At 58.8% G+C, this 20,384-nt stretch carries 20 protein-coding genes and 1 pseudogene; 16 read left to right on the plus strand and 5 right to left on the minus strand.

Annotated elements, in window-relative coordinates:
* The first annotated feature begins 141 nt into the window (after positions 1-141).
* The 7 genes from VEG30_07410 to pucL are packed head-to-tail and all read left to right on the plus strand — an operon-like array spanning position 142 to position 7,603.
* A complete protein-coding gene (locus tag VEG30_07410) occupies positions 142-2,379 on the plus strand; it encodes a xanthine dehydrogenase family protein molybdopterin-binding subunit (protein HXZ79740.1) in 2,238 nt (745 codons plus the stop codon).
* A complete protein-coding gene (locus VEG30_07415; protein HXZ79741.1) occupies positions 2,372-2,851 on the plus strand; it encodes a (2Fe-2S)-binding protein in 480 nt (159 codons plus the stop codon). The genes VEG30_07410 and VEG30_07415 overlap by 8 nt, the downstream gene beginning before the upstream one ends.
* Complete coding sequence (locus VEG30_07420) at positions 2,848-3,675, plus strand: FAD binding domain-containing protein (GenBank protein ID HXZ79742.1); 828 nt, start codon at positions 2,848-2,850, stop codon at positions 3,673-3,675. Before VEG30_07415 ends, VEG30_07420 begins: the two co-directional genes overlap by 4 nt.
* Positions 3,665-4,987, plus strand: coding sequence for an allantoinase AllB (allB, locus tag VEG30_07425; protein HXZ79743.1), 1,323 nt, complete (start codon positions 3,665-3,667; stop codon positions 4,985-4,987). The genes VEG30_07420 and allB overlap by 11 nt, the downstream gene beginning before the upstream one ends.
* Positions 4,984-6,432 (plus strand): allantoicase, encoded by a 1,449-nt coding sequence (gene alc / locus VEG30_07430; protein ID HXZ79744.1) that lies wholly within the window; start codon positions 4,984-4,986, stop codon positions 6,430-6,432. The genes allB and alc overlap by 4 nt, the downstream gene beginning before the upstream one ends.
* Complete coding sequence (gene uraH, locus VEG30_07435; protein HXZ79745.1) at positions 6,429-6,758, plus strand: hydroxyisourate hydrolase; 330 nt, start codon at positions 6,429-6,431, stop codon at positions 6,756-6,758. The genes alc and uraH overlap by 4 nt, the downstream gene beginning before the upstream one ends.
* Positions 6,758-7,603: a urate oxidase gene (gene pucL, locus VEG30_07440; protein ID HXZ79746.1), complete on the plus strand. Its 846-nt coding sequence runs from the start codon at positions 6,758-6,760 to the stop codon at positions 7,601-7,603. Before uraH ends, pucL begins: the two co-directional genes overlap by 1 nt.
* Before the next feature lie 315 nt (positions 7,604-7,918).
* Here pucL and VEG30_07445 read toward each other — a convergent pair whose 3' ends face one another.
* Positions 7,919-8,386 (minus strand): nucleoside deaminase, encoded by a 468-nt coding sequence (locus VEG30_07445; GenBank protein HXZ79747.1) that lies wholly within the window; start codon positions 8,384-8,386, stop codon positions 7,919-7,921.
* Positions 8,387-8,460: 74 nt separating this feature from the next.
* Here VEG30_07445 and VEG30_07450 point away from each other — a divergent pair, with 74 nt between their 5' ends.
* The 6 genes and pseudogenes from VEG30_07450 (at position 8,461) to ureG (ending at position 13,123) form a co-directional block, all read left to right on the plus strand.
* On the plus strand, positions 8,461-9,150 hold the full coding sequence (locus VEG30_07450; protein HXZ79748.1) for an urease accessory UreF family protein: 690 nt from the start codon (positions 8,461-8,463) through the stop codon (positions 9,148-9,150).
* Between the two features lies 1 nt (position 9,151).
* Positions 9,152-10,009 (plus strand): urease accessory protein UreD, encoded by an 858-nt coding sequence (locus tag VEG30_07455; protein ID HXZ79749.1) that lies wholly within the window; start codon positions 9,152-9,154, stop codon positions 10,007-10,009.
* A gap of 18 nt (positions 10,010-10,027) precedes the next feature.
* Entirely contained in the window at positions 10,028-10,330 is a 303-nt protein-coding gene (locus tag VEG30_07460) for an urease subunit gamma (GenBank protein HXZ79750.1), read from the plus strand.
* A gap of 9 nt (positions 10,331-10,339) precedes the next feature.
* Positions 10,340-10,642, plus strand: a pseudogene (locus tag VEG30_07465) (urease subunit beta).
* Between the two features lie 23 nt (positions 10,643-10,665).
* On the plus strand, positions 10,666-12,378 hold the full coding sequence (gene ureC, locus VEG30_07470) for an urease subunit alpha (protein ID HXZ79751.1): 1,713 nt from the start codon (positions 10,666-10,668) through the stop codon (positions 12,376-12,378).
* A gap of 10 nt (positions 12,379-12,388) precedes the next feature.
* Positions 12,389-13,123, plus strand: coding sequence for an urease accessory protein UreG (ureG, locus tag VEG30_07475; GenBank protein HXZ79752.1), 735 nt, complete (start codon positions 12,389-12,391; stop codon positions 13,121-13,123).
* Positions 13,124-13,300: 177 nt separating this feature from the next.
* Here the strand turns inward: ureG and VEG30_07480 are convergent, their stop codons facing one another.
* Positions 13,301-13,699, minus strand: a complete 399-nt coding sequence (locus VEG30_07480; GenBank protein HXZ79753.1) for an STAS domain-containing protein — start codon at positions 13,697-13,699, stop codon at positions 13,301-13,303.
* A gap of 215 nt (positions 13,700-13,914) precedes the next feature.
* Here VEG30_07480 and VEG30_07485 point away from each other — a divergent pair, with 215 nt between their 5' ends.
* Positions 13,915-14,733 carry a YbaY family lipoprotein gene (locus VEG30_07485; protein ID HXZ79754.1) on the plus strand — a complete coding sequence of 273 codons (819 nt, stop codon included), beginning with the start codon at positions 13,915-13,917 and terminating at the stop codon, positions 14,731-14,733.
* A gap of 174 nt (positions 14,734-14,907) precedes the next feature.
* Here VEG30_07485 and VEG30_07490 read toward each other — a convergent pair whose 3' ends face one another.
* Positions 14,908-17,049: a M28 family metallopeptidase gene (locus VEG30_07490; protein HXZ79755.1), complete on the minus strand. Its 2,142-nt coding sequence runs from the start codon at positions 17,047-17,049 to the stop codon at positions 14,908-14,910.
* Between the two features lie 132 nt (positions 17,050-17,181).
* On the opposite strand from VEG30_07490, the gene VEG30_07495 reads away from it, so the two are divergent.
* On the plus strand, positions 17,182-17,778 hold the full coding sequence (locus VEG30_07495) for a YdcF family protein (GenBank protein HXZ79756.1): 597 nt from the start codon (positions 17,182-17,184) through the stop codon (positions 17,776-17,778).
* Here the strand turns inward: VEG30_07495 and queA are convergent.
* Positions 17,768-18,865, minus strand: a complete 1,098-nt coding sequence (gene queA / locus VEG30_07500) for a tRNA preQ1(34) S-adenosylmethionine ribosyltransferase-isomerase QueA (GenBank protein HXZ79757.1) — start codon at positions 18,863-18,865, stop codon at positions 17,768-17,770. The two genes, VEG30_07495 and queA, sit on opposite strands and share 11 nt — an antisense overlap.
* Before the next feature lie 174 nt (positions 18,866-19,039).
* Here queA and VEG30_07505 point away from each other — a divergent pair, with 174 nt between their 5' ends.
* A complete protein-coding gene (locus tag VEG30_07505; protein ID HXZ79758.1) occupies positions 19,040-19,768 on the plus strand; it encodes a class II aldolase/adducin family protein in 729 nt (242 codons plus the stop codon).
* A gap of 112 nt (positions 19,769-19,880) precedes the next feature.
* On the opposite strand, the gene VEG30_07510 is transcribed toward VEG30_07505, so the two are convergent.
* Positions 19,881-20,384 (minus strand): amidophosphoribosyltransferase (locus tag VEG30_07510; protein HXZ79759.1); only part of this gene is annotated, 504 nt, incomplete at its 5' end.

Here is a 20,384-nt window from a genome sequence, read left to right on the forward strand (position 1 = left end):
TCTCGTAACAGCACCCCGGTGTTTGATACGCCTAGCCACGCAGGTTAGCGCCGACCTGCACGGCGCGAACCTGGGGCACCAGACACTTCCCGCGAAATAGGCGGAGATCATCCTGCTCTTCCTTGCTATCCTTTTCCGAACATGCCACAGGTGGTGGGGACCGCCGTTCCGCGCAAAGAGGGACGCGACAAAATCACGGGGCGGGCGCAATACGTTGACGATCTGCAATTCCCCGGAATGATCTACGGCGCCACGGTGCGTTCTCCCGCCGCCCGCGGCCGCATCACAGCCGTTCATTTCGGCGAGGGAGTCCCCTGGCCGGAATTCACGATTGTCCGCGCCAGCGACATCCCCGGCGTCAACTGCATTGCATTAATCCTCAACGATCAGCCTTGCCTCGCCGAGTCGGTGGTGAATCATCCGGAGGAACCGATTCTGCTTCTGGCTCATCCCGACCGCTACCTGCTCGAGGAAGCTCGCCGCGCAGTGACAATCGAAATTGAGCCTCTGACACCGATCTTCACCCTGGAAGCATCGCTTGCGCGACAAAACGTGATCTGGGGTGCAGACAATGTCTTTAAGAGATTCCAGGTTGAAAAAGGCAATGTGGACGAGGTCTGGGAGTCTGCAGACTTCATCGTTGAAGGCGAGTATTCCACCGCTGCGCAGGAACAGCTGTACATCGAGAACAACGGCATGATTGCCATTGCGTCTCCCGGGGATGGCGTAACAGTTTGGGGATCGATGCAATGCCCCTACTACGTGCACAAGGCTGTGAAGGGCGTGATTGGTCTCGAAGACGATAGGGTCCGGGTTATTCAGACCGAAACGGGCGGCGGCTTCGGTGGCAAGGAAGAATATCCATCCATGATCGCGGCTCACACCGCCCTGCTCGCGTGGAAATCCGGCAGACCGGTAAAGCTGATCTACGACCGCGCCGAAGATATGGCGGCGACGACCAAGCGCCATCCTTCGCGCACGCGCCATCGTACGGCCGTCCGCCGTGACGGCACACTGCTGGCCATGGACATCGATTTCACGATCGACGGAGGCGCCTACGCCACGTTGTCTTCGGTGGTTCTTTCGCGGGGAACCATTCATGCCGCCGGCCCCTACTATTGTCCCAATGTTCGGATACGCAGCCAGGCAGCCGCCACCAATGCTCCGCCTCACGGAGCGTTTCGAGGCTTCGGCGCGCCGCAAAGCATCTTCGCCCTGGAGCGCCACATGGACAAGATTGCGGCGACGGTTGGAGTTTCGCCGGAAGAGATTCGCCGCCGTAATTTTCTTCACCGCGGAGAGACCACAGCGACCGGCCAGGCAATCCGCGAAGACGTGGATATGTCCTCGCTACTCGAGCGAGCTCTTGCCGAGTCCCAGTATGCAGCCAAAAAACAGCGTTTCACAGAGGAGAATCGCGGCTCGCCCGTGAAGCATGGCATCGGCCTCGCTGCTTTCTTTCACGGCGCGGGGTTCACCGGCTCGGGCGAACGCTACCTGGCTTCGATTGTTGGAGTGGAAGCAGCCGCGGATGGCCGCGTTTACGTTCTTGCTTCCAGCACCGAGATGGGCCAGGGAACGAAAACGATTCTCACGCAGATCGCGGCGCAAACATTGCAGCTGCCTTACGAGTACGTTGAAATCCCCCAGCCGGATACTGCCGGGGTACCTAACAGCGGGCCAACCGTTGCTTCCCGCACCTGCATGGTCGTCGGCAAGCTTGTGGAATCGGCCGCATTGAGGTTGCGAGAGACGTTGAAAAGGTCAGGCTTGCTGCCGGACCCCTACACGCTGGAACAATTCGCTCAAGCCTGCGGGGCATATGTCCGCCAGCACGGTGCTCTCCGCTCATTCAGCCAGTACGAAGCTCCGGACGGCATCTATTGGGACGACGAAAAATATCAGGGTGATGCCTATGGCACGTACGGCTGGGCGGTTTATGTCGCGGAAGTGAGTGTCGATACGCGCACCTTCGAGGTCCGCATGGAAGATTTCGTTGCTGTGCAGGAAGCCGGGAAAATCATTCATCCTGTGCTCGCCAAGGGGCAGATTGAAGGTGGTGTGGTGCAGGCGATCGGATACGCGCTTTATGAAAACGTGGTATGGCAGGATGGCCGGATGCTGAACAGTCAGCTGACGAACTACATCATTCCGACTTCGGCCGACGTTCCTCCCATTCGTGTTTTCTTCATCGAGAAACCTTACGCTCACGGCCCGATGGGCGCCAAAGGACTTGGTGAGCTACCGATGGATGGCCCTGCGCCCGCGATTTTGAATGCAGTTGAAAATGCACTGGGAATCAGCTTCAACTCCATTCCCCTCACTCCCGAAGCTCTTATGGCTGCCATGTCACGAGTGGAAGAGATGGTTCATGGCTAAGGTCAAAATCTCCATGACGGTGAATGGAACCGTTCATAGCGTGGAGACCTGGCCGATGATGCGCCTGCTGGACGTGTTGCGCGAAGAGCTTCGTCTGACCGGCACGAAGGAAGGATGCGGCGAAGGCGAGTGCGGCGCCTGCTCCGTGATGATGAATGGCAAGCTGGTGAATAGCTGCCTGATTCCGGCATTGCAGGCCGATGGGTCGCAGATCACGACGATTGAGGGAATCGCCAGCGGCGACCAGCTTCACGCCGTGCAGCAGGCATTTCTCGAATGCGGTGGCGCTCAGTGCGGCATCTGCACGCCGGGCATGATTTTGGCAGCGCTGAATCTGCTGCAATACACGACTGCGCCCAGCGAGGCGGACATCCGAAACGGCCTGGCGGGCAACCTCTGCCGCTGTACCGGATATATGCGCATTTTCGAATCGGTCTTGAAGGCGTGCCGGCAAGAAGGGATGCGCGCTTGAGATCGTTCATCCCAGCCTATGAAATGCGGGCTCCGGAGTCACTCGCTCAGGCTTTGGATCTGCTGGCATCGGAGCCCGGCGTGTGGCAGGCATTCGCGGGTGGCACCGACCTGATGGTGTTGCTCGAAGCCGGCAAGCTCGAGCATCGCCGTTTCCTGAGCATCTGGAATTTGCCGGAACTTCGCGGCATCAACGTAGGCAATGACTTCGTAACTTTCGGTGCTCTCACTACCTACAGTGAAGTTCTGGCCAGTGAAATTCTGCAACGCGAATTTCCGCTGCTGATCGAAGCCGCGCGCACCACAGGCGGAATCGCCACTCAGAATCGTGGCACCCTCGGCGGCAACATTGTGAATGCTTCGCCAGCGGCCGACACGCCGCCCGCACTTCTTGTGTACGAAGCCGAGCTCGAGCTGATTTCGGCCCGCGGCTCCCGCTGGCTTCCTCACCATCAATTCCACATCGGCTACAGGCAGACTCGTCTGCAACCCGACGAGCTACTCGTCCGCATCCGGCTTGCTCGCGACACTTCGCGCTGGCGGCAGTATTACCGCAAGGTCGGGACACGGCGGGCGCAAGCAATCTCCAAGATCTGCCTCGCCGCTCTGCTGGACTCCGAAACTGGAGATGCACGTGTAGCCGTGGGCAGTGTGGCTCCGGTTCCTTTGCGTTGTTTTCGGACCGAGGGCGCCATTCGCGATCACAGCGATGTTCTCGGCACGCTGGCAGGCGAAATCTCACCCATCGACGATATGCGTTCCACCGCAGCCTATCGCACACGGATTGCGCAAAACCTGCTGCAGGACTTTCTTAATGGCCGCTGATCGCGTTGTCCGCAGCCGGCGAGTGGTTCTGCCGGATGGCATCCGGCCCGCGTCAATCCACATTCAGGACGGAATCATCGCCGAAATCGGCGACCACGAATCAACCGCAAGCGACGATTTCGGCAATTCCGTGATCATGGCCGGCCTAGTTGACACCCACGTGCATATCAACGAACCCGGCCGTACAGAGTGGGAAGGCTTCTCGAGTGCCACACGCGCGGCTGCGGCGGGTGGGATCACCACCATTGTCGAGATGCCTCTCAATAGCATCCCCAGCACTACCTCCAGCGAGGCCTATGCCGCCAAACTTCGGGCCGCGGAAGAGAAGTGCTGGATCGACGTCGGTTTCTGGGGAGGAGTGATCCCCAAAAATGCAGACCAGATCCGGCCGCTCTGGGAAGAAGGGTGCTTCGGCTTTAAATGCTTTCTGGTTCCCTCGGGCGTCGAGGAATTTCCACATGTAGACGAGGCCAGTTTACGCTCGGCGATGCTGGAATTAGGACGGTGTGGCGCGGTGCTGATGGTGCACGCGGAGTTGCCCTCTGAACTGCAAGCGCCGGCTGGCGATGCGCGCCATTACCGAAACTATCTGCGCTCCCGGCCCAGGAACGCGGAAAATCGCGCCATCGATCTGCTGATCCGCCTGAGCAGGGAAACCGGATGCAAGGTGCACATCGTCCACTTGTCTTCCTGCGATGCGGTTCCGATGCTGCAAAATGCCCGTTCCGGCGGCCTGCCGATCACAGTGGAAACCTGCCCCCACTACCTCGTCTTCAACGCGGAAGAGATTCCAGATGGAGCGACGGAATTCAAATGCGCTCCTCCCATTCGTGAGGCGGCCAACCGCGACAGCCTGTGGGAAGCCCTGCGATCGGGCGCAATCGACATGGTAGTCTCGGATCATTCCCCCAGCCCGCCGACACTGAAGCGGCGGGAGGAGGGCGATTTCTTCGGCGCCTGGGGCGGGATCGCTTCTTTGCAGCTCACTCTTCCCGCAGTATGGAGCGAGTGCCGCCGCCGCGGATTCACTATTGAAAATCTGGCTTCATGGATGTGTGCAGCCCCCGCCAAACTGGCGGGGCTGGCAAACAAAAAGGGCGTCATTGGTTCCGGTCACGATGCTGACCTGGTTGTCTGGGACCCGGAGACGGAATTCGTGGTTGATCCGGGCGGGCTGTATCATCGCCACAAGCTTACGCCTTATGCGGGCATGCGCCTGGCGGGCGTGGTAAAAAGAACGTACTTGCGCGGCATGACGGTTGACCCAAACGGTCGGCCGCAGGGAAAAATGTTGCGCCGAGGTCGGCTGTGAAGCCTTTTAGCAAATTCATGGACCTCGCCTCCGAACGGGCGGGCGGCTGCGTAATTGCGGCCAGCGACGATTTCTTTGCTCTCAAGGAAAATCTCATCAAAGATGCTGACCCCGTTTTCATTCCCGGAAAGCACACCGATCGCGGGAAGTGGATGGACGGTTGGGAATCACGCCGCAGGCGGACTCCCGGCCACGACTGGGCTATCGTCCGGCTTGGCATCCCGGGAGTGATTCACGGTATCGTGGTCGACACTAGCCATTTCACGGGGAATTATCCCGAGTGCTGTTCTCTGGAAGGCTGCACTGCGGATGGCAATCCGGGGCGTGAAGATCTGCGGGACTGGCTCGAACTGCTGCCCAGCTCTCGCTTACATGGCGACAAGCAAAATCCGTTTCAGATCAGTTGCGCGCAACGCTTTACTCATCTCCGCCTGAACATTTTTCCGGATGGCGGAGTGGCCCGCTTGCGTGTGTATGGTGAAGCCCTTCCAGATTGGCAACGCTTGAGTGCGGAGATAGACCTGGTATCTGCGGAATGCGGTGGCACGGTTGTGGATTCAAGTGATCAGCACTATGGCCATCCACAGAACCTGATCATGCCTGGACGCGCCCTCGACATGAGTGACGGCTGGGAAACGCGCAGACGGCGCGGTCCCGGACATGATTGGGTCATCTTGAAGCTGGCCGCCGAAGGAATCATCGAGCGGGTTGAGGTCGACACCGCCCATTTCAAGGGCAATTTTCCGGATCGTTGCTCGCTCGAAATCAGTCCGTCTATCGAAGGGGATTCCTGGAGCGAACTGCTGCCCGAGACGGCGCTGCAGGCACACACGCGGCATATCTTTCATGAGGAGCTAGTGCGCGAACAGCCCGCACGCTACGTTCGCTTCAACATTTTCCCTGATGGTGGAGTGAGCCGGCTGCGGCTGTTTGGGTATCTCACCGAACACGGTCACAGGGAAGCGAGCCTGAAGGCGCTGAATGCGGTGCCGGCAGACGAAGCGGCTGCCGATTTTTTGCAGTGCTGCGGGTCGAAAACCTGGGCGACAGCCATGGCGGCTGGCCGTCCCTACGACAGCGTGGAGGCGCTCGAGGAATCGGCGGAACGCGTGTGGAGAAAGTGCTCGCCGCAAGATTGGTTGGAGGCGTTCGCGGCACATCCTAAAATCGGTCAGCAGTCTGGAGGGCAATGGTCCCGGCAGGAGCAGTCCGCAGTCTCAGCAGCCGACCTGGATACGCTGGCGGGGCTGGCTGAAGAGAATCGGAAGTACGAAGAAAAATTCGGCCACATCTTTATCGTTTGCGCAACCGGCAAGTCCGCGAAAGAAATACTGGACCTGCTGAGAGCGCGGCTCAAACACAGCTCCAGCGAAGAGATGACGCAAGCCGGTGAAGAGCAACTTGGAATCACCCGTCTGCGCCTGAGAAAGTTGCTGAGCGAATGAGCCGCATTACCACTCACGTGCTGGACATCGCTGCCGGACGCCCCGCGCCCAATATTTCCGTCCATCTGGCGCAATATGTCACGGCTTCGGCTGATTGGAAGCAGCTAGGTTTAGCCACGACCGACGCTGATGGCCGCGTCCGCAACCTTCTGCCTGACGGGCAGCTTTTGGAACCCGGCCTGTATCGCCTGCAGTTTGATACCTCAGGGGTCTCCGAGTTCTTCCCACAGATCTCGATCCAATTCCGCGTTGCTAATGCGGATCAGCACTATCATGTGCCACTGCTGCTCAGCCCTTACGGCTACTCCACCTATCGAGGAAGCTGATGCCGATCGCTCTCGCGGCCAATTCCTATGGCAAATCGCAGGTCCGGCTGGTTAAGGTCGAGCGCCGTGGCGCGCACCACGAATTAACGGATCTGAACATCGACATCGCCCTTTCTGGAGAATTCAGCGCTGCCTACGCATCTGGCGACAATCGTGACGTGCTGCCTACGGACACGATGAAGAACACGGTGTATGCTCTCGCGCGCAAGCAGCCACTGGGTGAGATCGAGGAGTTTGGGCTGCGCCTCGCCGATCACTTCCTCACTCGAAATCCGCAGGTCTCTAGCGCGCGAATCGCAGTCAGGCAAAATCTCTGGAAACGAATCCTCGTTAACGGACGGCCTCACAACCACGCATTCCTCAAAGCCGGAGGAGGACGACGCACAGCGGTGGTCACTTCCGATCGCAAGCACGCGGAAATCAAGTCAGGTATCGATGAGCTAGAGATCCTCAAAACCTCCGGTTCGGCCTTCGAGGGCTACATCCACGATGAATACACGACGCTGAAGGAGACTCGCGATCGTCTGTTCGGCACTATTGTGAAGGCGGAGTGGCTGTACCAGCCCGGAAGTCATTCCTTCGGGTCTTTGTGGGATACTGTGCGCCACACCGTATTGGAAGTCTTCGCCTGTCACGACAGCCGTGGCGTGCAGCACACGCTCTACGCCATCGGGGAAACGGTGCTCAGCCGGGCTAAAGAGATCGTGGAGATTCATCTCTCCATGCCCAACCGCCACTGCCTGCTGGTCGATTTGTCACCCTTCGGGCTGGATAACCCCAATGAAGTCTTCCTCCCGATTGATGAGCCTCACGGCCTGATCGAAGCGACGCTGCGGCGCGGTTAGCCTCCAGAATCAGGAATAAGTCTGGGAAGAGATTTGCCTTTCTCCCACGTTGGAACTGCAGATCCCTCGCTCGCTTCCCTCGCTCGTGATGACAATGAGCGCGGGGCGTGACGGAAGACTAGTCCGCTCTCCGTCGAAGCTGCGCCTCGACTTGCCAGCTTAGCCAAAGGACGGCTACAGGGGCACGCTCCAGCTTCTCGGAAAAGCAGGTCCCTCCACGCGTGATTGGAACGCGCTACGCGATCCAATCACTTGGTCGGGATGACACCCATGCTTGGTAGATCTCAGCGTCGGCAGCAGCTCCCTTTGGCAAAATCAATAAGGAACTTTGGCCGCCAGATTCCGCCAGCTTTGAAAAGCCGCCAGCGATTCCTGCCGCATCATTCCGATCATTGGGATGGACCGCAGTTCTACCGGCAATTGGATCTGCGCATAAATGAAAGCATCATCGAAACCGGCGGCGGCGGCATCTTCCCGCGTCCCGGCGTAATACAGCCGGTCAACGCGCGACCAGTACACGCCACCCAGGCACATGGGGCAGGGCTCACAGCTGGTGTAGATTTCGCAACCCGTCAAATGAAAGGTGTTCAGTTTGCGGCAGGCATTTCGGATCGCCGTGATCTCGGCGTGCGCCGTGGGGTCCATCGCCGAGGTCACCAGGTTTGTGCCCTCGGCAATAAGCTCGCCTTCTTTGACCACTAGTGCCGCAAAAGGCCCACCGCGGCGCGCATTGACATTTTCGACGGCGAGCTCGATAGCCCGCGACATAAATGAATTTTTCATGTGGAATATTCGTTATTGTAATCGCCCGTCCCTGCTGCTGATGGTTTATTCTCTGCGACGTGCCCTCCATCGGAATGACGCAGAGTGTGACGCTGCTCCACCTGCTGCAACTCGCCGATAGCGCGCTTCCGGTCGGCGCGATGGCTCATTCCTTTGGCTTGGAATCGCTAGTTGAATACGGCGCGCTGGTTCCGGACAACTTAGAATCTTTTCTCCGCGATTGGCTAGTCGAGTCCGGTACCCTGGAAGCTGTTTTTTGTGCCCGCAGTTGTGCGCTGGCACAAAGCGGCACGGCGAGTCTTTTGGAGTGGCTGCAGCTTAACCTGCGCCTCGACGCGCGCAAGCCTGCCCGCGAAGCGCGCGAGGCCTCCGCAGCCATCGCCCGGCGTCTGATCGATCTTGCTACGCGAGCATTCGGAAATCACATTTTCGCCGACGTGGCAAACGTTGCTTCGGCGAAGAATCAACCGCTTCATTACGCTGTCTGCTTCGGATACATGGCCGGACGTCTGCAGATTCTTTCATGCCATGTGGTTCCGGCGTTTCTTCATCAGAATGTTGCCGGCCTGATTTCTGCCTGCCAGCGGCTAATGCCTCTCGGGCACATCCAGGCACAAGCCATTCTGTTTCATCTGAAACCTGAAATCGCCTGCGCTGCCGCCTCTGCCTTGGAGGCAGAACTCCACATTTCTTCGTTTGCCCCGCTCCTTGAAATCGGTTCCATGACTCATCCGCGGCTGGGGACTCGTCTATTCATCAGCTGATATGTCATCGACACGAACAGCCTCGCTCTGGCTCGACTTTTCAAGAAACGAGGATAGCGGCGCGACCGCGCTCCGCATCCACCGTCAGGAGGTTCCCTGGCGCGTGCTGCGGGGCTTTCCAAATGCGTCCGGCGAGACGCTGGCACACCTTAACAACATTTCCGGGGGGATTTTGGATTCCGATCATCTTCAGCTGAAGATCACGGTTGGATACTCAGCCAAGGCGCAACTGACTTCCACTGGCGCCACCCGCATTTATCGCAGCCGCTCTCCGCGGCACTGCAGCCGCGCTGAGATCGACGTTGAAATTGGCGCCGACGGTTTTCTGGAATATGTTCCCGACGCCCTCATCCCCTACGCCGGGTCGCGCTACGAACAGGTTACGCGAATTACTTTGCAACCGGGCGCAGCGTTGTTTTGGTGGGAGCTGATTGCGCCTGGCCGCGAAGCTTCCGGAGAAACCTTCCGCTATGCCCGCATGTCGTCCTCGTTTGTGATTTGTGGAGTAGATCGTGCCCTGATCGAAGAACACTGGGACCTCGAGCCCGAGGTGCGAGCTTTGGGATCTCCGGCACGCCTCGGGCAATACCGCCACATCGCCTCGCTGTACGTTTGCCAGCCGGGGACACCGCCGGCCCGCTGGCGCCAGTTGGAAGCGCAGCTCGACTCGCAAGCCTCTCAGCTCAGCCAACCTGGTCAAGCGCTGTGGGGAATCAGCTCGCTCGGTGCGGACGGAATGGTTGTGCGCGGACTTGCCTGTAACGGGAGAATCCTGATGGAAGGCTTGACCGGGTTGTGGCGAGCCGCGAAACTGTCTCTCTGCGGTCGAAGCGCCACGTTCCCGCGAAAACTTTATTGAACGTGGGAAGGAGCTCTCGTGCACCTTACGCCTCGCGAACAGGAGAAGCTGTTGATCTTCGTGGCGGCAGAAGTCGCCCGCAAGCGTCGGGCTCGGGGATTGAAGCTCAACTATCCCGAAGCGGTGGCGATCATCTCCGCCGAAGTTCTGGAAGCAGCTCGCGATGGCCAGAGCGTTTCCGACATCATGACTCTTGGCGCTACCATCCTCACCCGCAACGACGTCATGGAAGGAGTGGCGGAGATGATTCACGAAGTGCAGGTCGAAGCCACGTTTCCCGATGGCACCAAGCTGGTCACCGTTCACGATCCAGTGCAATGAGGAGTCGCAATGGTTCCCGGTGAGTACTTGCTGGCTGATGGCGAAATCGAACTCAATGCAGGCCGTCCTGCGGTCCGCGTTGTGGTGCGCAACACCGGAGACCGTCCCATTCAGGTAGGCAGCCACTACCATTTTTTTGAAGTGAATCGCGCCCTGGACTTCGAGCGCGATTCTGCCTACGGAATGCGGCTCGATATTGCGGCGGGCACCGCAGTCCGCTTCGAGCCGGGAGAGGAAAAAGAGGTTCCGCTGGTTGCCTTCGTCGGCGAACGCCGCGTCTATGGCCACCATGGCGCCGTGAACGGCCCGCTCCAGCCGGGGAAGCGAGGACAAACATGAGCCTGCGCATTCCTCGCCGTACTTACGCGGACCTCTACGGTCCCACTACGGGTGATCGCGTCCGGCTGGCCGACACCGAAATCATCATCGAAATCGAAAAGGACCACACCATCTACGGCGACGAAATCACGTTCGGCGGCGGGAAGGTAATTCGCGACGGAATGGGGCAAAGCTCCACCGGAACCCGCGAATGCAGACCCGGTGTTCTCGACCTGGTCATCACCAATGCCGTCATCATCGATCACTGGGGGATCGTCAAGGGCGATATCGGTATTCGCGACGGGCGAATCGTGAAGGTCGGGAAGGCAGGTAATCCAGATACTCAAGCTGGTGTCGATCCCGAGCTCGTGGTGGGTGCGGCCACTGAGGTCGTCGCTGGCGAAAATCGCATTGTCACCGCCGGCGGCGTGGACAGTCACATTCACTTCATCTCGCCGCAACAGGTTTACGAGGCGCTCTCGAACGGCATCACGACCATGATTGGGGGAGGCACCGGTCCGGCTACCGGTACCAACGCTACCACCTGCACGCCCGGCACCTGGAACATCGAACACATGCTGCGCGCGGCCGATGCCTGGCCCATGAATTTCGGTTTTCTGGGGAAAGGAAACGCCGCGACTGGCGAGCCTTTGGCAGAACAAATCGAAGCGGGCGCCTGCGGACTAAAGCTCCACGAAGACTGGGGCACCACTCCCGCGGCGATCGATGCTTGCATAAGAGTTGCCGATCAGTACGACGTGCAGGTTGCCATCCACACCGACACTCTCAACGAAGCCGGGTTCGTGGACGACAGCATTGCCGCCATCGCCGGCCGTACCATTCACGCTTACCACACCGAAGGGGCGGGCGGTGGCCATGCTCCCGACATCATCAAAGTTGCCGGAATTCCCAATATTCTCACCTCTTCCACCAATCCCACTCGGCCCTACACGGTTAACACACTCGCCGAGCACCTGGATATGCTGATGGTCTGTCATCACCTGAACCCGCTGGTGCCCGAGGATGTAGCCTTTGCGGAAAGCCGAATTCGGCCCGAGACCATGGCGGCGGAAGATATCCTGCACGATCTGGGGGCGATCAGCATGATGTCCAGCGATTCGCAGGCCATGGGACGGATCGGCGAAGTTGTGACTCGCACGTGGCAGACGGCGCACAAGATGAAAGTGCAGCGTGGTCCGCTGGCGGGCGACAGTTCAAGCAACGACAATCAGCGCGTGAAACGTTATGTCTCTAAGTACACCATCAATCCTGCCATCACTCACGGTATATCGGGCGAAGTAGGATCGATTGAGCCCGGCAAGTTAGCTGACCTCGTGCTCTGGCACCCGGCGTTTTTTGGGGTAAAACCAGAAATGGTCATCAAGGGCGGATTTATAGCGTGGAGCATTATGGGTGATGCCAACGCTTCCATCCCCACTCCACAGCCCGTGTTTTATCGGCCCATGTTTGGCGCTTTCGGAAGCGCGACGCGGTCTATCGCCGTAAGCTTCGTTTCAAGCGCCGCGATCTCGCGCAAGCTTCCTGTGGCCAAGCGGATGGTTGCGGTTAAGAAGTGCCGCGATCTGCGCAAGTCGGACATGCTCCACAACACCGCCACTCCCAAGATTGAAGTCGATCCTGAGACCTACGAGGTGCGCGCTGATGGAGAATTGCTGACCTGCGAACCAGCCAGCGTTCTGCCCCTGGCGCAACGCTACTTTCTATTCTGAGAATGGCACGATGAATGAAAACCGAAGAGCCTTTCGTGTGGGCGTGGCCGGACCGGTAGGCAGCGGAAAAACTGCCCTGGTCGATGCCCTCAGCCGCAAGCTTTGGCCGGGAGTGAATCTTGCTGTCGTGACGAACGACATCTATACGCGCGAAGATGCGGAATTTCTTATCCGCCAGGGAATTTTGCCCGCCGATCGCGTGCGTGGTGTAGAGACGGGGGGCTGTCCGCATGCCGCCATCCGCGAGGACGCATCCATGAACCTGGAAGCCATCGCCGATCTGGAACGCACGCACGGAAGTCTGGAGCTGGTGTTTGTGGAGAGCGGCGGCGACAACCTTGCAGCTGCGTTCAGTCCGGAGCTGGTGGACGTGTCTATTTATGTCATCGACGTGGCCGCCGGGGACAAAATTCCGCGCAAAGGCGGGCCCGGCATACGCCGGTCGGACCTGCTGGTCATAAATAAGATCGACCTTGCTCCGCAGGTTGGCGCCTCGCTCGAGGTCATGGAGCGCGATAGCCGCCGCATGCGGGGCGAGTTGCCCTTCGTATTCACCAATCTCAAAGATGGAACTGGGCTGGCCGCGGTGCTTGCCTGGCTACATCGCCAGATGTCTTCACCTGCGGAATTGAGGCGCAAGCTGGTCGAGACCGGTGAAAGGAGCGGAAGCGAGCAGGCGGGGTATCGTCATCGTCATCACCATGGCCATGAGCATTCGCACGATCACCATCAGCCAGAACATTAACTGATGGGTTGTGCGGGAATGTGGGCGGTCCGTCGGGTCAGGTGGGTTCGAAGTATCTTGCATATTGATTGGGCCACCCTTGCGCATTTTGGGCTTGAACTGGGACTGCCGGCTGCGTGAGTGTCGGAGGTTGGAGGAAAGGGTGGGCTACCCTGCGCACCCGTCCTGACGTTTGGCTCAGGCCTCGGAAAACGACTGGATCGCGGCCTCCTCGTGTGTCGAAACCCCCGGGAACAGGCTGTCGATGCTGGTAAGGCGCAGAATATTCACCACCCTGACGGCGGGATTCAGTAGTCTGAGCTGGCCGCCCTGGAGCTGGACGCTGGTGAATGCGCCTACCAACTCCCCGATGCCAGAGCTGTCGATATAGGTGACATTCGTCAGGTTGAGCAGAATCTTGCGTCCTCCCTGTTTGAGTATTTGGCGGACGATCTCCCCAATCACCTTCGGCCGCGGAGCATCTGTGCTGGTACGGCCGCTTTCCCGACCATACGCCAGCAATTCACCTAGAGTGATGGGACCCGTCAAGTCGACGATGGTTACATCTTTGCTCTGCCGAAGCGCGTATTCGAGCATGTGTCAGCCTTTGAAGGGGAAAGCCAACAAGAGCCGCCAATTGTAGGCAGGCTCAGGACCCCAAGTCAATAAAGCGGGTCACCCACCCTTCGCTATGCTCAGGGTGGGGCACCCACAGCGTGGGGGGCGCAGGAAAAAGTGGGCCAGCCGCCCGGTTTGTGCTAGTTTTCGTTCTGCCCCTTCGCAAGCCAAGTGGAAGACTCAAGGAGGTACTCGTGCGGGAAAGAGCCGGGATCCTGGCGTGTAGCCTGGCGCTGTTGATAATTTCGCAATTTGTATCTGGCCAGGAAAAGGCCGGCAAGATCACCGGCACGGTAGCCTATCGCGAACGCGTGGCGCTTCCACCCAACGCTATGCTGACGATCCGCATGGAAGATGTCTCCAAGCAGGATGTGGGGGCCACGCTCATTGCAGGGACGGCTTTTTCTGCGAATGGCCGGCAAGTGCCGATTCCCTTCGAGCTTTCCTACAACCCGGCGAAGATCTCGCAGAAGGGTCGTTACGTAGTGCGCGCCAACGTGGACGTGGATGGGGAGTTGCTGTTCACGACCACGCAGCCTTACCCGGTGCTGAACGATGGGGCGAGCAACGAAGTCAATGTCATGATGAAGATGGTGGCCTATCCTCCTCCGGGATTCACGCCCGCAGGTACGGAAGGTCCGGCAGCGCCATTGATGGGAACGGAATGGAAGCTGACCGAGCTCGGGGGTGAGACGTTTGAGGCTCCAGCCGAGGGCCGCGCGGTGCCTACGCTCATTCTTAACAAGAAGGATAAGCGCATCTCCGGGTCGGCCGGGTGCAACCGCATGATGGGCACGTTCACGATGCAGGGCGATGGTTTGCGGTTTGGCAAAGTGGCGACAACCATGATGGCCTGTCCGGAGCCGGCCATGAGCGTGGAAAAGAAATTCCTCGAGGCCCTGAACTCCACGGATAGCTATCGCATCGACGGCGACACGTTGGAGCTTCGGCAGAAAGATAAGGTGCTGGCGAGGTTTAAAGCGCAGCCCAAAGCGCAAGCGAAGAAGTCGTAGGAGAAGCCCTCAGCAATTAACATTCAGCAATCAGTAATGATTGCTGCCGAGCGTGCGCTCGGCCTGAACGGACGGGACGTCCGTTCCCACGTAGTTCTTTATTGATCCGCGTTGTAAGAAGCAGTCAGCATTCGGTAATCAGCATTCAGTCCGCTGCCGTTGAGCGGTGGTTTTCTACTGTCCTACGGCAGGAAAGGCCGGTCGAATGCTTTCGAGCCTATCGGCGGCGCGATTGAGAGCGGCGGTCAATTCTGCCAACTGTTGTTTGGCAAGTTCGGGATCCGAATTCTCGATCGCCTCATTGACTCCGGGAATCACGGACGCGGTATAGCCTTTGAGATCGGCAGGTGCGAAGATCGCGTGCTTGAACCAGGGGCGGCGGGGCAGTCCTTTAGGAAGCAGCAGGTCCCGTTCGGTGGCGCTGAGGATGGTATTCAGCGAGTGAGCATCGAGGGCGGAGTTTCTTACTGCGACATTCATGGCCGCGCCGGCAGCAGTAAACCTGTGGGCGGCTATGAGCGCACTTTGAAAACTGGGAGCTCCGTCGCCTAATATGTCTCTCGCGTGTTTTTGCGCGGCTCCCAGGTAACGAATGATCTCGTTACCATAAGCCTCGTAATCGTGAGGCAACACATCCGCGTTCGCCATCCGCAGCACTTCCATCCCGATCACGCGCGCAATCATCTGCGAGTACAGGAAGCCGGGGTCGCCGAATTTGCGGAACCACTGGTAGTTGTCGAAAACGGAGTGATAGACGCCGTAATTACCCGAGGAGCGCACGTCACTGGAGGGGACGCCGGCGTGATCCAAGAAAGGAGTGTAGTCGGACCCGGATCCCAAATTGCCAAGCTGGCTGGTATCCGAGCCTCCAGCGGCTACCGCCGTATTTTTGCGCGAGCTCTGGCGCCAGTGATCGTAGATCGTGCCGCCCGCCGGGTCGGGAACAGCTTTGGTGATGTCGCGAATGAAACCCTTAAGGCTGGGTGTGGCGGCGGCTCGAAAATTGGGGCCGGCTCCGCCGGTATCACTGTTGAAGTAGGCCACTGCCTTGCTGAGGTCGGGTTCGTGCTCTTCCACCCATTCGGTTGAGCCGATGAGGCCCTGCTCCTCCGCGTCCCAACTGGCAAAAAGAATGGTTCGCTTAGGACGCCAGCCAGTTTTTAGCAACTGGCCCAAGCCATGAACTGCCTCCAGCATGGCCACGGTGCCGCTGATCGGATCGACGGCGCCGTAAACCCAGGCATCGCGGTGGTTGCCCATGATCACCCATTCGTCGGGGTACTGGCTGCCACGAATCTTGCCAATCACGTTCCAGATCGTGCGGTAGCCGTAATCGTTCTGGACGTGGATTCTTACCCGCACTGGCCCGGGTCCCAGATGATAGGTAAGGGGCAATGCGCCCTGCCAATCCCGAGGAGACTCAGGGCCAGCGAGGTTGGCCAAAATTGGCTGGGCGTCGTGATAAGAGAGCGGCAGAGCAAGGATCTTGGGCATGTCCGGGTTGGACGCCGGGTCCATGCGCTGCGAGTCGGGCAAAGAAGGCAGGGAGGCGAATCCGGGAGTGGTGGGATCCCCCGGATGTTCGAAGCCATACTCGATGGTTCCCCGCTGGACGCCGGTGGACGGACGCCAGGGTCCACGAGGATAGACGTCGCCCTTGAAATAGCCGTCGTCTATCGGATCGGAGTAAAGGATGAGGCCGGCAGCTCCCTTTTCCTGTGCGAGATATGCCTTGACTCCGCGGAAATTCTCGCCGTAGCGCACCATGACGATCTTGCCGTGGAGATCGATGCCCGCGTCTGATAAGTGCCGAAAATCCTCGGGACGACCGTAGTTGGCGTAGACGACTTCGCCCTCGACGTCACCCGAAGGCGAATAGGCGCTAAAGGCCGGCGACACTCGAGGATTGTCCTGGTAGGGGTCACCCTCGACTGATTCCCGCGAAGGCCCATGCATGACGACGCCCTCCGGAGCGGTTACGTCGATGCTGATCTCCTTCGGATAATTCATCCAAACGCGGTACTCGACGAGGGAGGTTTCCAGTCCAGCTTCGCGGAAACGGCTGGCGACATAATCGGCAGTCTTGCGGTCTTCTGGAGTGCCGGCAATATGCGGCTCGGAGGTGAGTGCGCGCATATGGCGGTCGAGGAGCCTGGTGTCGGGAACAGCCAGGAAACGCCGCTCAAGCTCTATTTCGGAGAGGGGATTGCGAAATCCGGCCAGCGCCGAAGTGGCCCGGACGGTATCGTTGGAAAAGCCGGTGACGGCCACGAATATGGCGGCGAAAAGAAAACCCTTACGACTTGTGATGGCCATCCGAGGGCGATCTCCGGAGGTCCCGGCGGGATAGGTCGGAGTGAATTGCGGTGCCTATCTTACCAGAACTAGGTGAGCCGGGTAGTGTCTGATATTGTCAATCAGCGCACTTTTTCGCAGTGCAGCCAACGGATGAGACGCAGAATTCTGCTTCTGCTGTTGCTCGGATTGCTGGTTTGGTTCTTCTTTGCTTCTGGACGGCTGCTTGTGCTGGATCGGCCGGAGAAATCCGATGCCATCGTAATCCTGGATGGAGATAGCATCGATCAGCGCTATGCCAAAGGCCTGGAATTGCTGCGCGCGGGTTACGGCAACCACCTGTTTCTGGATGCGCGGTCGGACCTAACGGTTTATGGACAGCGAGCGAACCAATTGGCCGCCCAATGGGTAGAGCAGACAGCGGGCGACGACCTAGCGAAGGTTAGCATTTGCGAAATCGAGGCTGTGTCTACCCGACAGGAAACTGCCTATGTGACCCGGTGCCTCGATCAGATTGGTGCACGTAGCGCGCTGATCGTAACCTCAGATCACCACACGCGCAGAGCCTATGAGATCTTCTCTAAGCTGAAGCCACAATATCACTGGTCGGTGGCCGCCGCCCGCGATCCCGCCATGTTCGGGGAAAAGTGGTGGCGTAAACGAGAGTGGGCCAAGACCTGGCTGATGGAATGGGAACGCATGCTATGGTGGCAACTGGTGGACAGCTGGCGCACAGCGCCTACTCAATGAACATACAATCGCCGTAAGAATAAAAACGATAGCCCTGCTCGACAGCATGGCGATAGGCATCCAGAACCGGATCTTTTCCCGCAAAAGCACAAACCAGCATCAATAGAGTGGACTTGGGCAGGTGGAAGTTGGTCAGCATTGCCCCTACCACGCGGAATGCAAATCCTGGATAGATGAAAAGGCCGGTGTCGCCTGAGGCTGGCTGAATGCAGCCGGCGGGTGAGACCAAAGCTGCCTGTTCCAGGGTGCGAACCGCGGTCGTGCCCACGGCAACGATGCGACGTTTCTCGGCTATCGCGCAGGTGAGTCTCTCGGCTGCTTCATTGGAGATCATGTACCGTTCGGTGTGAAGGTGGTGCTCTTCCACGGTCCGCTCGTGAATCGGTTGGAAGGTGCCAAGTCCAACGTGGAGGGTGACTTCCAGGGTTTCGATTCCGCGCTTCCTCATGTGGTCTATTACGTCTGGAGTGAAATGAAAGCCTGCGGTAGGTGCGGCAACGGAGCCCCGCTCGCGAGCAAAAATCGTCTGATAGCGTTCCCGATCGGAAGGGGCGTCAGCCCGGTCGATATAGGGCGGCAACGGCACATGACCGATGCGCTCGAGGACGGCAAAGAAGCCGGCAACCGGGAGGAAACGTAGCGTCCGCTCGCCGAACTCCCCCCGCCCAATCACTTCGGCTTCGAGCTCCCCATGTTCACCGAAAGAAAGCTGCTCTCCGATTCCAATCTTTCTGCCTGGATGGACCAGGGCTTCCCATGTCAGCGCGTCGGGGCTGGCAAGCTGCCGGGTTAGCAGGACTTCTACCTTGCCCTTCAGAAAATCACGTGCTGCGGGATTTCTTGGACTTATAGGCTGAGCTCGGGCTCCCTTGCGATGGCCAAAGAGGCGCGCCGGAAAGACGCGAGTGTTATTGAGAACCACCAGGTCGTCGGGCCGGAGCAGGTCCGGGAAGTCACGAAAGCGCCGGTCCGCCAGCAGGCTGCTACTTCGTTGGAGGTGGAGCATGCGAGAGGCGGCGCGATCCTCCAGGGGCTGCTGCGCGATCAATTCCTTCGGAAGCGCGTAGTCGAACTCGGAAACCAGCACGAAGAGGGATTATAAGAGGGGAATCGTTTAGCTCGTCCGAGCGGTTAAACGCTGTGAAAATCTCATGAAATCACGATAACTACGTTGCCGACGTGCAACAGCTGAAGTACCATACCAGTACCTCGTTTCAGTTCACGGAAAGGTCTGTTTTTTCGATAAGCTCACCGTTTTCCCATGAAGGCCGAACGCGAGATCAGGGACGACATCGTCCACTACGGGAAGATGCTGTACCAGCGCGGCTACATCGCCGCCATGGATGGTAACATCTCGGTGCGTCTGGACGATGGCAGCATCCTGGTCACGCCCACCTGCATGTGCAAAGGCCTGATGTCGCCTGAGGACATAGTTCACATCAACGCCGCCGGTCATAAGCTCAAGGGACATCGCAGCGTGTCCAGCGAACTCGGCATGCATTTACTGATCTATGGCATGCGGCCGGAAGTGCGTGGGATCGTGCACGCCCATCCCCCAACGGCAACCGGATTTGCTGCTGCCGGGTTGCCGCTGGATCAGCCGATCCTTTCGGAAGTCCTACTGACCCTGGGGTCTGTCCCTCTCGCCCGATACGCGACACCGGGGAGTGATGAACTGGTGGAAGCTCTGCGCCCGCTGGTGCTGGAGCACAATGCCATCCTGATGGCGAATCACGGTGTAGTGGCATTTGCCGACCATCTCGAACGTGCCTACATGCACATGGAGACCGTAGAACACTTCGCGAAGATTGCTCTCACCGCACGCTTGCTGGGCAGGCAACAGTTGCTTACTGAAGATGACGTGCGAAAGCTAACCGAGATCCGGCTCCGGCTAGAGGGCAAGGGGGAGCACTCGCCGGGAAATGGAAGCACAGGGGTGAGGAGTGACATTGGTTCGATCGAGCCGAAGATTGCGATCGAACGGCCTTAGCTGAGCGAAATCCCACTGAAAACAGCATCAGGTGATCGCAAATTTCCCGACCTTTCGCCAAAAGCAGCCGAACGGGTGGGGCCACGCAGGGTTGAGCGAACTTAGGTAGCCATCACTCAGTCGTAACGGTGGCAGATTGGATTTCCTGCACGTCGACGAGGTTGGTGGGATAGCGGCCGGTGTAGCAGGCTGTGCAGTAGTTGGTTCCTTCCCCGTCCGCACAAGCCTTCTTCAACCCTTCCAGAGAAAGATAGGCGAGTGAATCAGCGCCAATGAATTGCCGGATCTCCTCGGGACTCTTGTTGGCGGCGATGAGATCTTTCTTGTGCGGCGTATCTACTCCGTAATAACAGGGCGAAATCGTTGGCGGACACGAGATCCGCATATGGACTTCCTTCGCACCGGCTGCGCGGATCATGCGAACGATCTTCTTGCTGGTGGTGCCGCGGACGATGGAGTCGTCGATCAGAATCACACGCTTTCCTTCGAGCACGCTGCGCACGGGGTTGAGCTTCAGTCTGACTCCGAAATCGCGGACACGCTGCTCCGGCTCGATGAAGGTTCGCCCGACATAGTGGCTACGAATGAGCCCTACGCGATAGGGAATACCGCTCTC

Source organism: Terriglobales bacterium, from assembly GCA_035624455.1.
In the GTDB taxonomy this organism is placed as follows: domain Bacteria; phylum Acidobacteriota; class Terriglobia; order Terriglobales; family Acidobacteriaceae; genus DASPRM01.

Coding starts and splice junctions, on each gene's coding strand:
- VEG30_07505 (HXZ79758.1), top strand. CDS start 19,040: ATGAAGGCCGAACGCGAGATCAGGGACGACATCGTCCACTACGGGAAG.
- VEG30_07490 (HXZ79755.1), bottom strand. CDS start 17,049: ATGGCCATCACAAGTCGTAAGGGTTTTCTTTTCGCCGCCATATTCGTG.
- VEG30_07450 (HXZ79748.1), top strand. CDS start 8,461: ATGACGCAGAGTGTGACGCTGCTCCACCTGCTGCAACTCGCCGATAGC.
- VEG30_07415 (HXZ79741.1), top strand. CDS start 2,372: ATGGCTAAGGTCAAAATCTCCATGACGGTGAATGGAACCGTTCATAGC.
- VEG30_07480 (HXZ79753.1), bottom strand. CDS start 13,699: ATGCTCGAATACGCGCTTCGGCAGAGCAAAGATGTAACCATCGTCGAC.
- uraH (HXZ79745.1), top strand. CDS start 6,429: ATGAGCCGCATTACCACTCACGTGCTGGACATCGCTGCCGGACGCCCC.
- ureG (HXZ79752.1), top strand. CDS start 12,389: ATGAATGAAAACCGAAGAGCCTTTCGTGTGGGCGTGGCCGGACCGGTA.
- VEG30_07455 (HXZ79749.1), top strand. CDS start 9,152: ATGTCATCGACACGAACAGCCTCGCTCTGGCTCGACTTTTCAAGAAAC.
- VEG30_07410 (HXZ79740.1), top strand. CDS start 142: ATGCCACAGGTGGTGGGGACCGCCGTTCCGCGCAAAGAGGGACGCGAC.
- ureC (HXZ79751.1), top strand. CDS start 10,666: ATGAGCCTGCGCATTCCTCGCCGTACTTACGCGGACCTCTACGGTCCC.
- VEG30_07445 (HXZ79747.1), bottom strand. CDS start 8,386: ATGAAAAATTCATTTATGTCGCGGGCTATCGAGCTCGCCGTCGAAAAT.
- VEG30_07495 (HXZ79756.1), top strand. CDS start 17,182: ATGAGACGCAGAATTCTGCTTCTGCTGTTGCTCGGATTGCTGGTTTGG.
- pucL (HXZ79746.1), top strand. CDS start 6,758: ATGCCGATCGCTCTCGCGGCCAATTCCTATGGCAAATCGCAGGTCCGG.
- allB (HXZ79743.1), top strand. CDS start 3,665: ATGGCCGCTGATCGCGTTGTCCGCAGCCGGCGAGTGGTTCTGCCGGAT.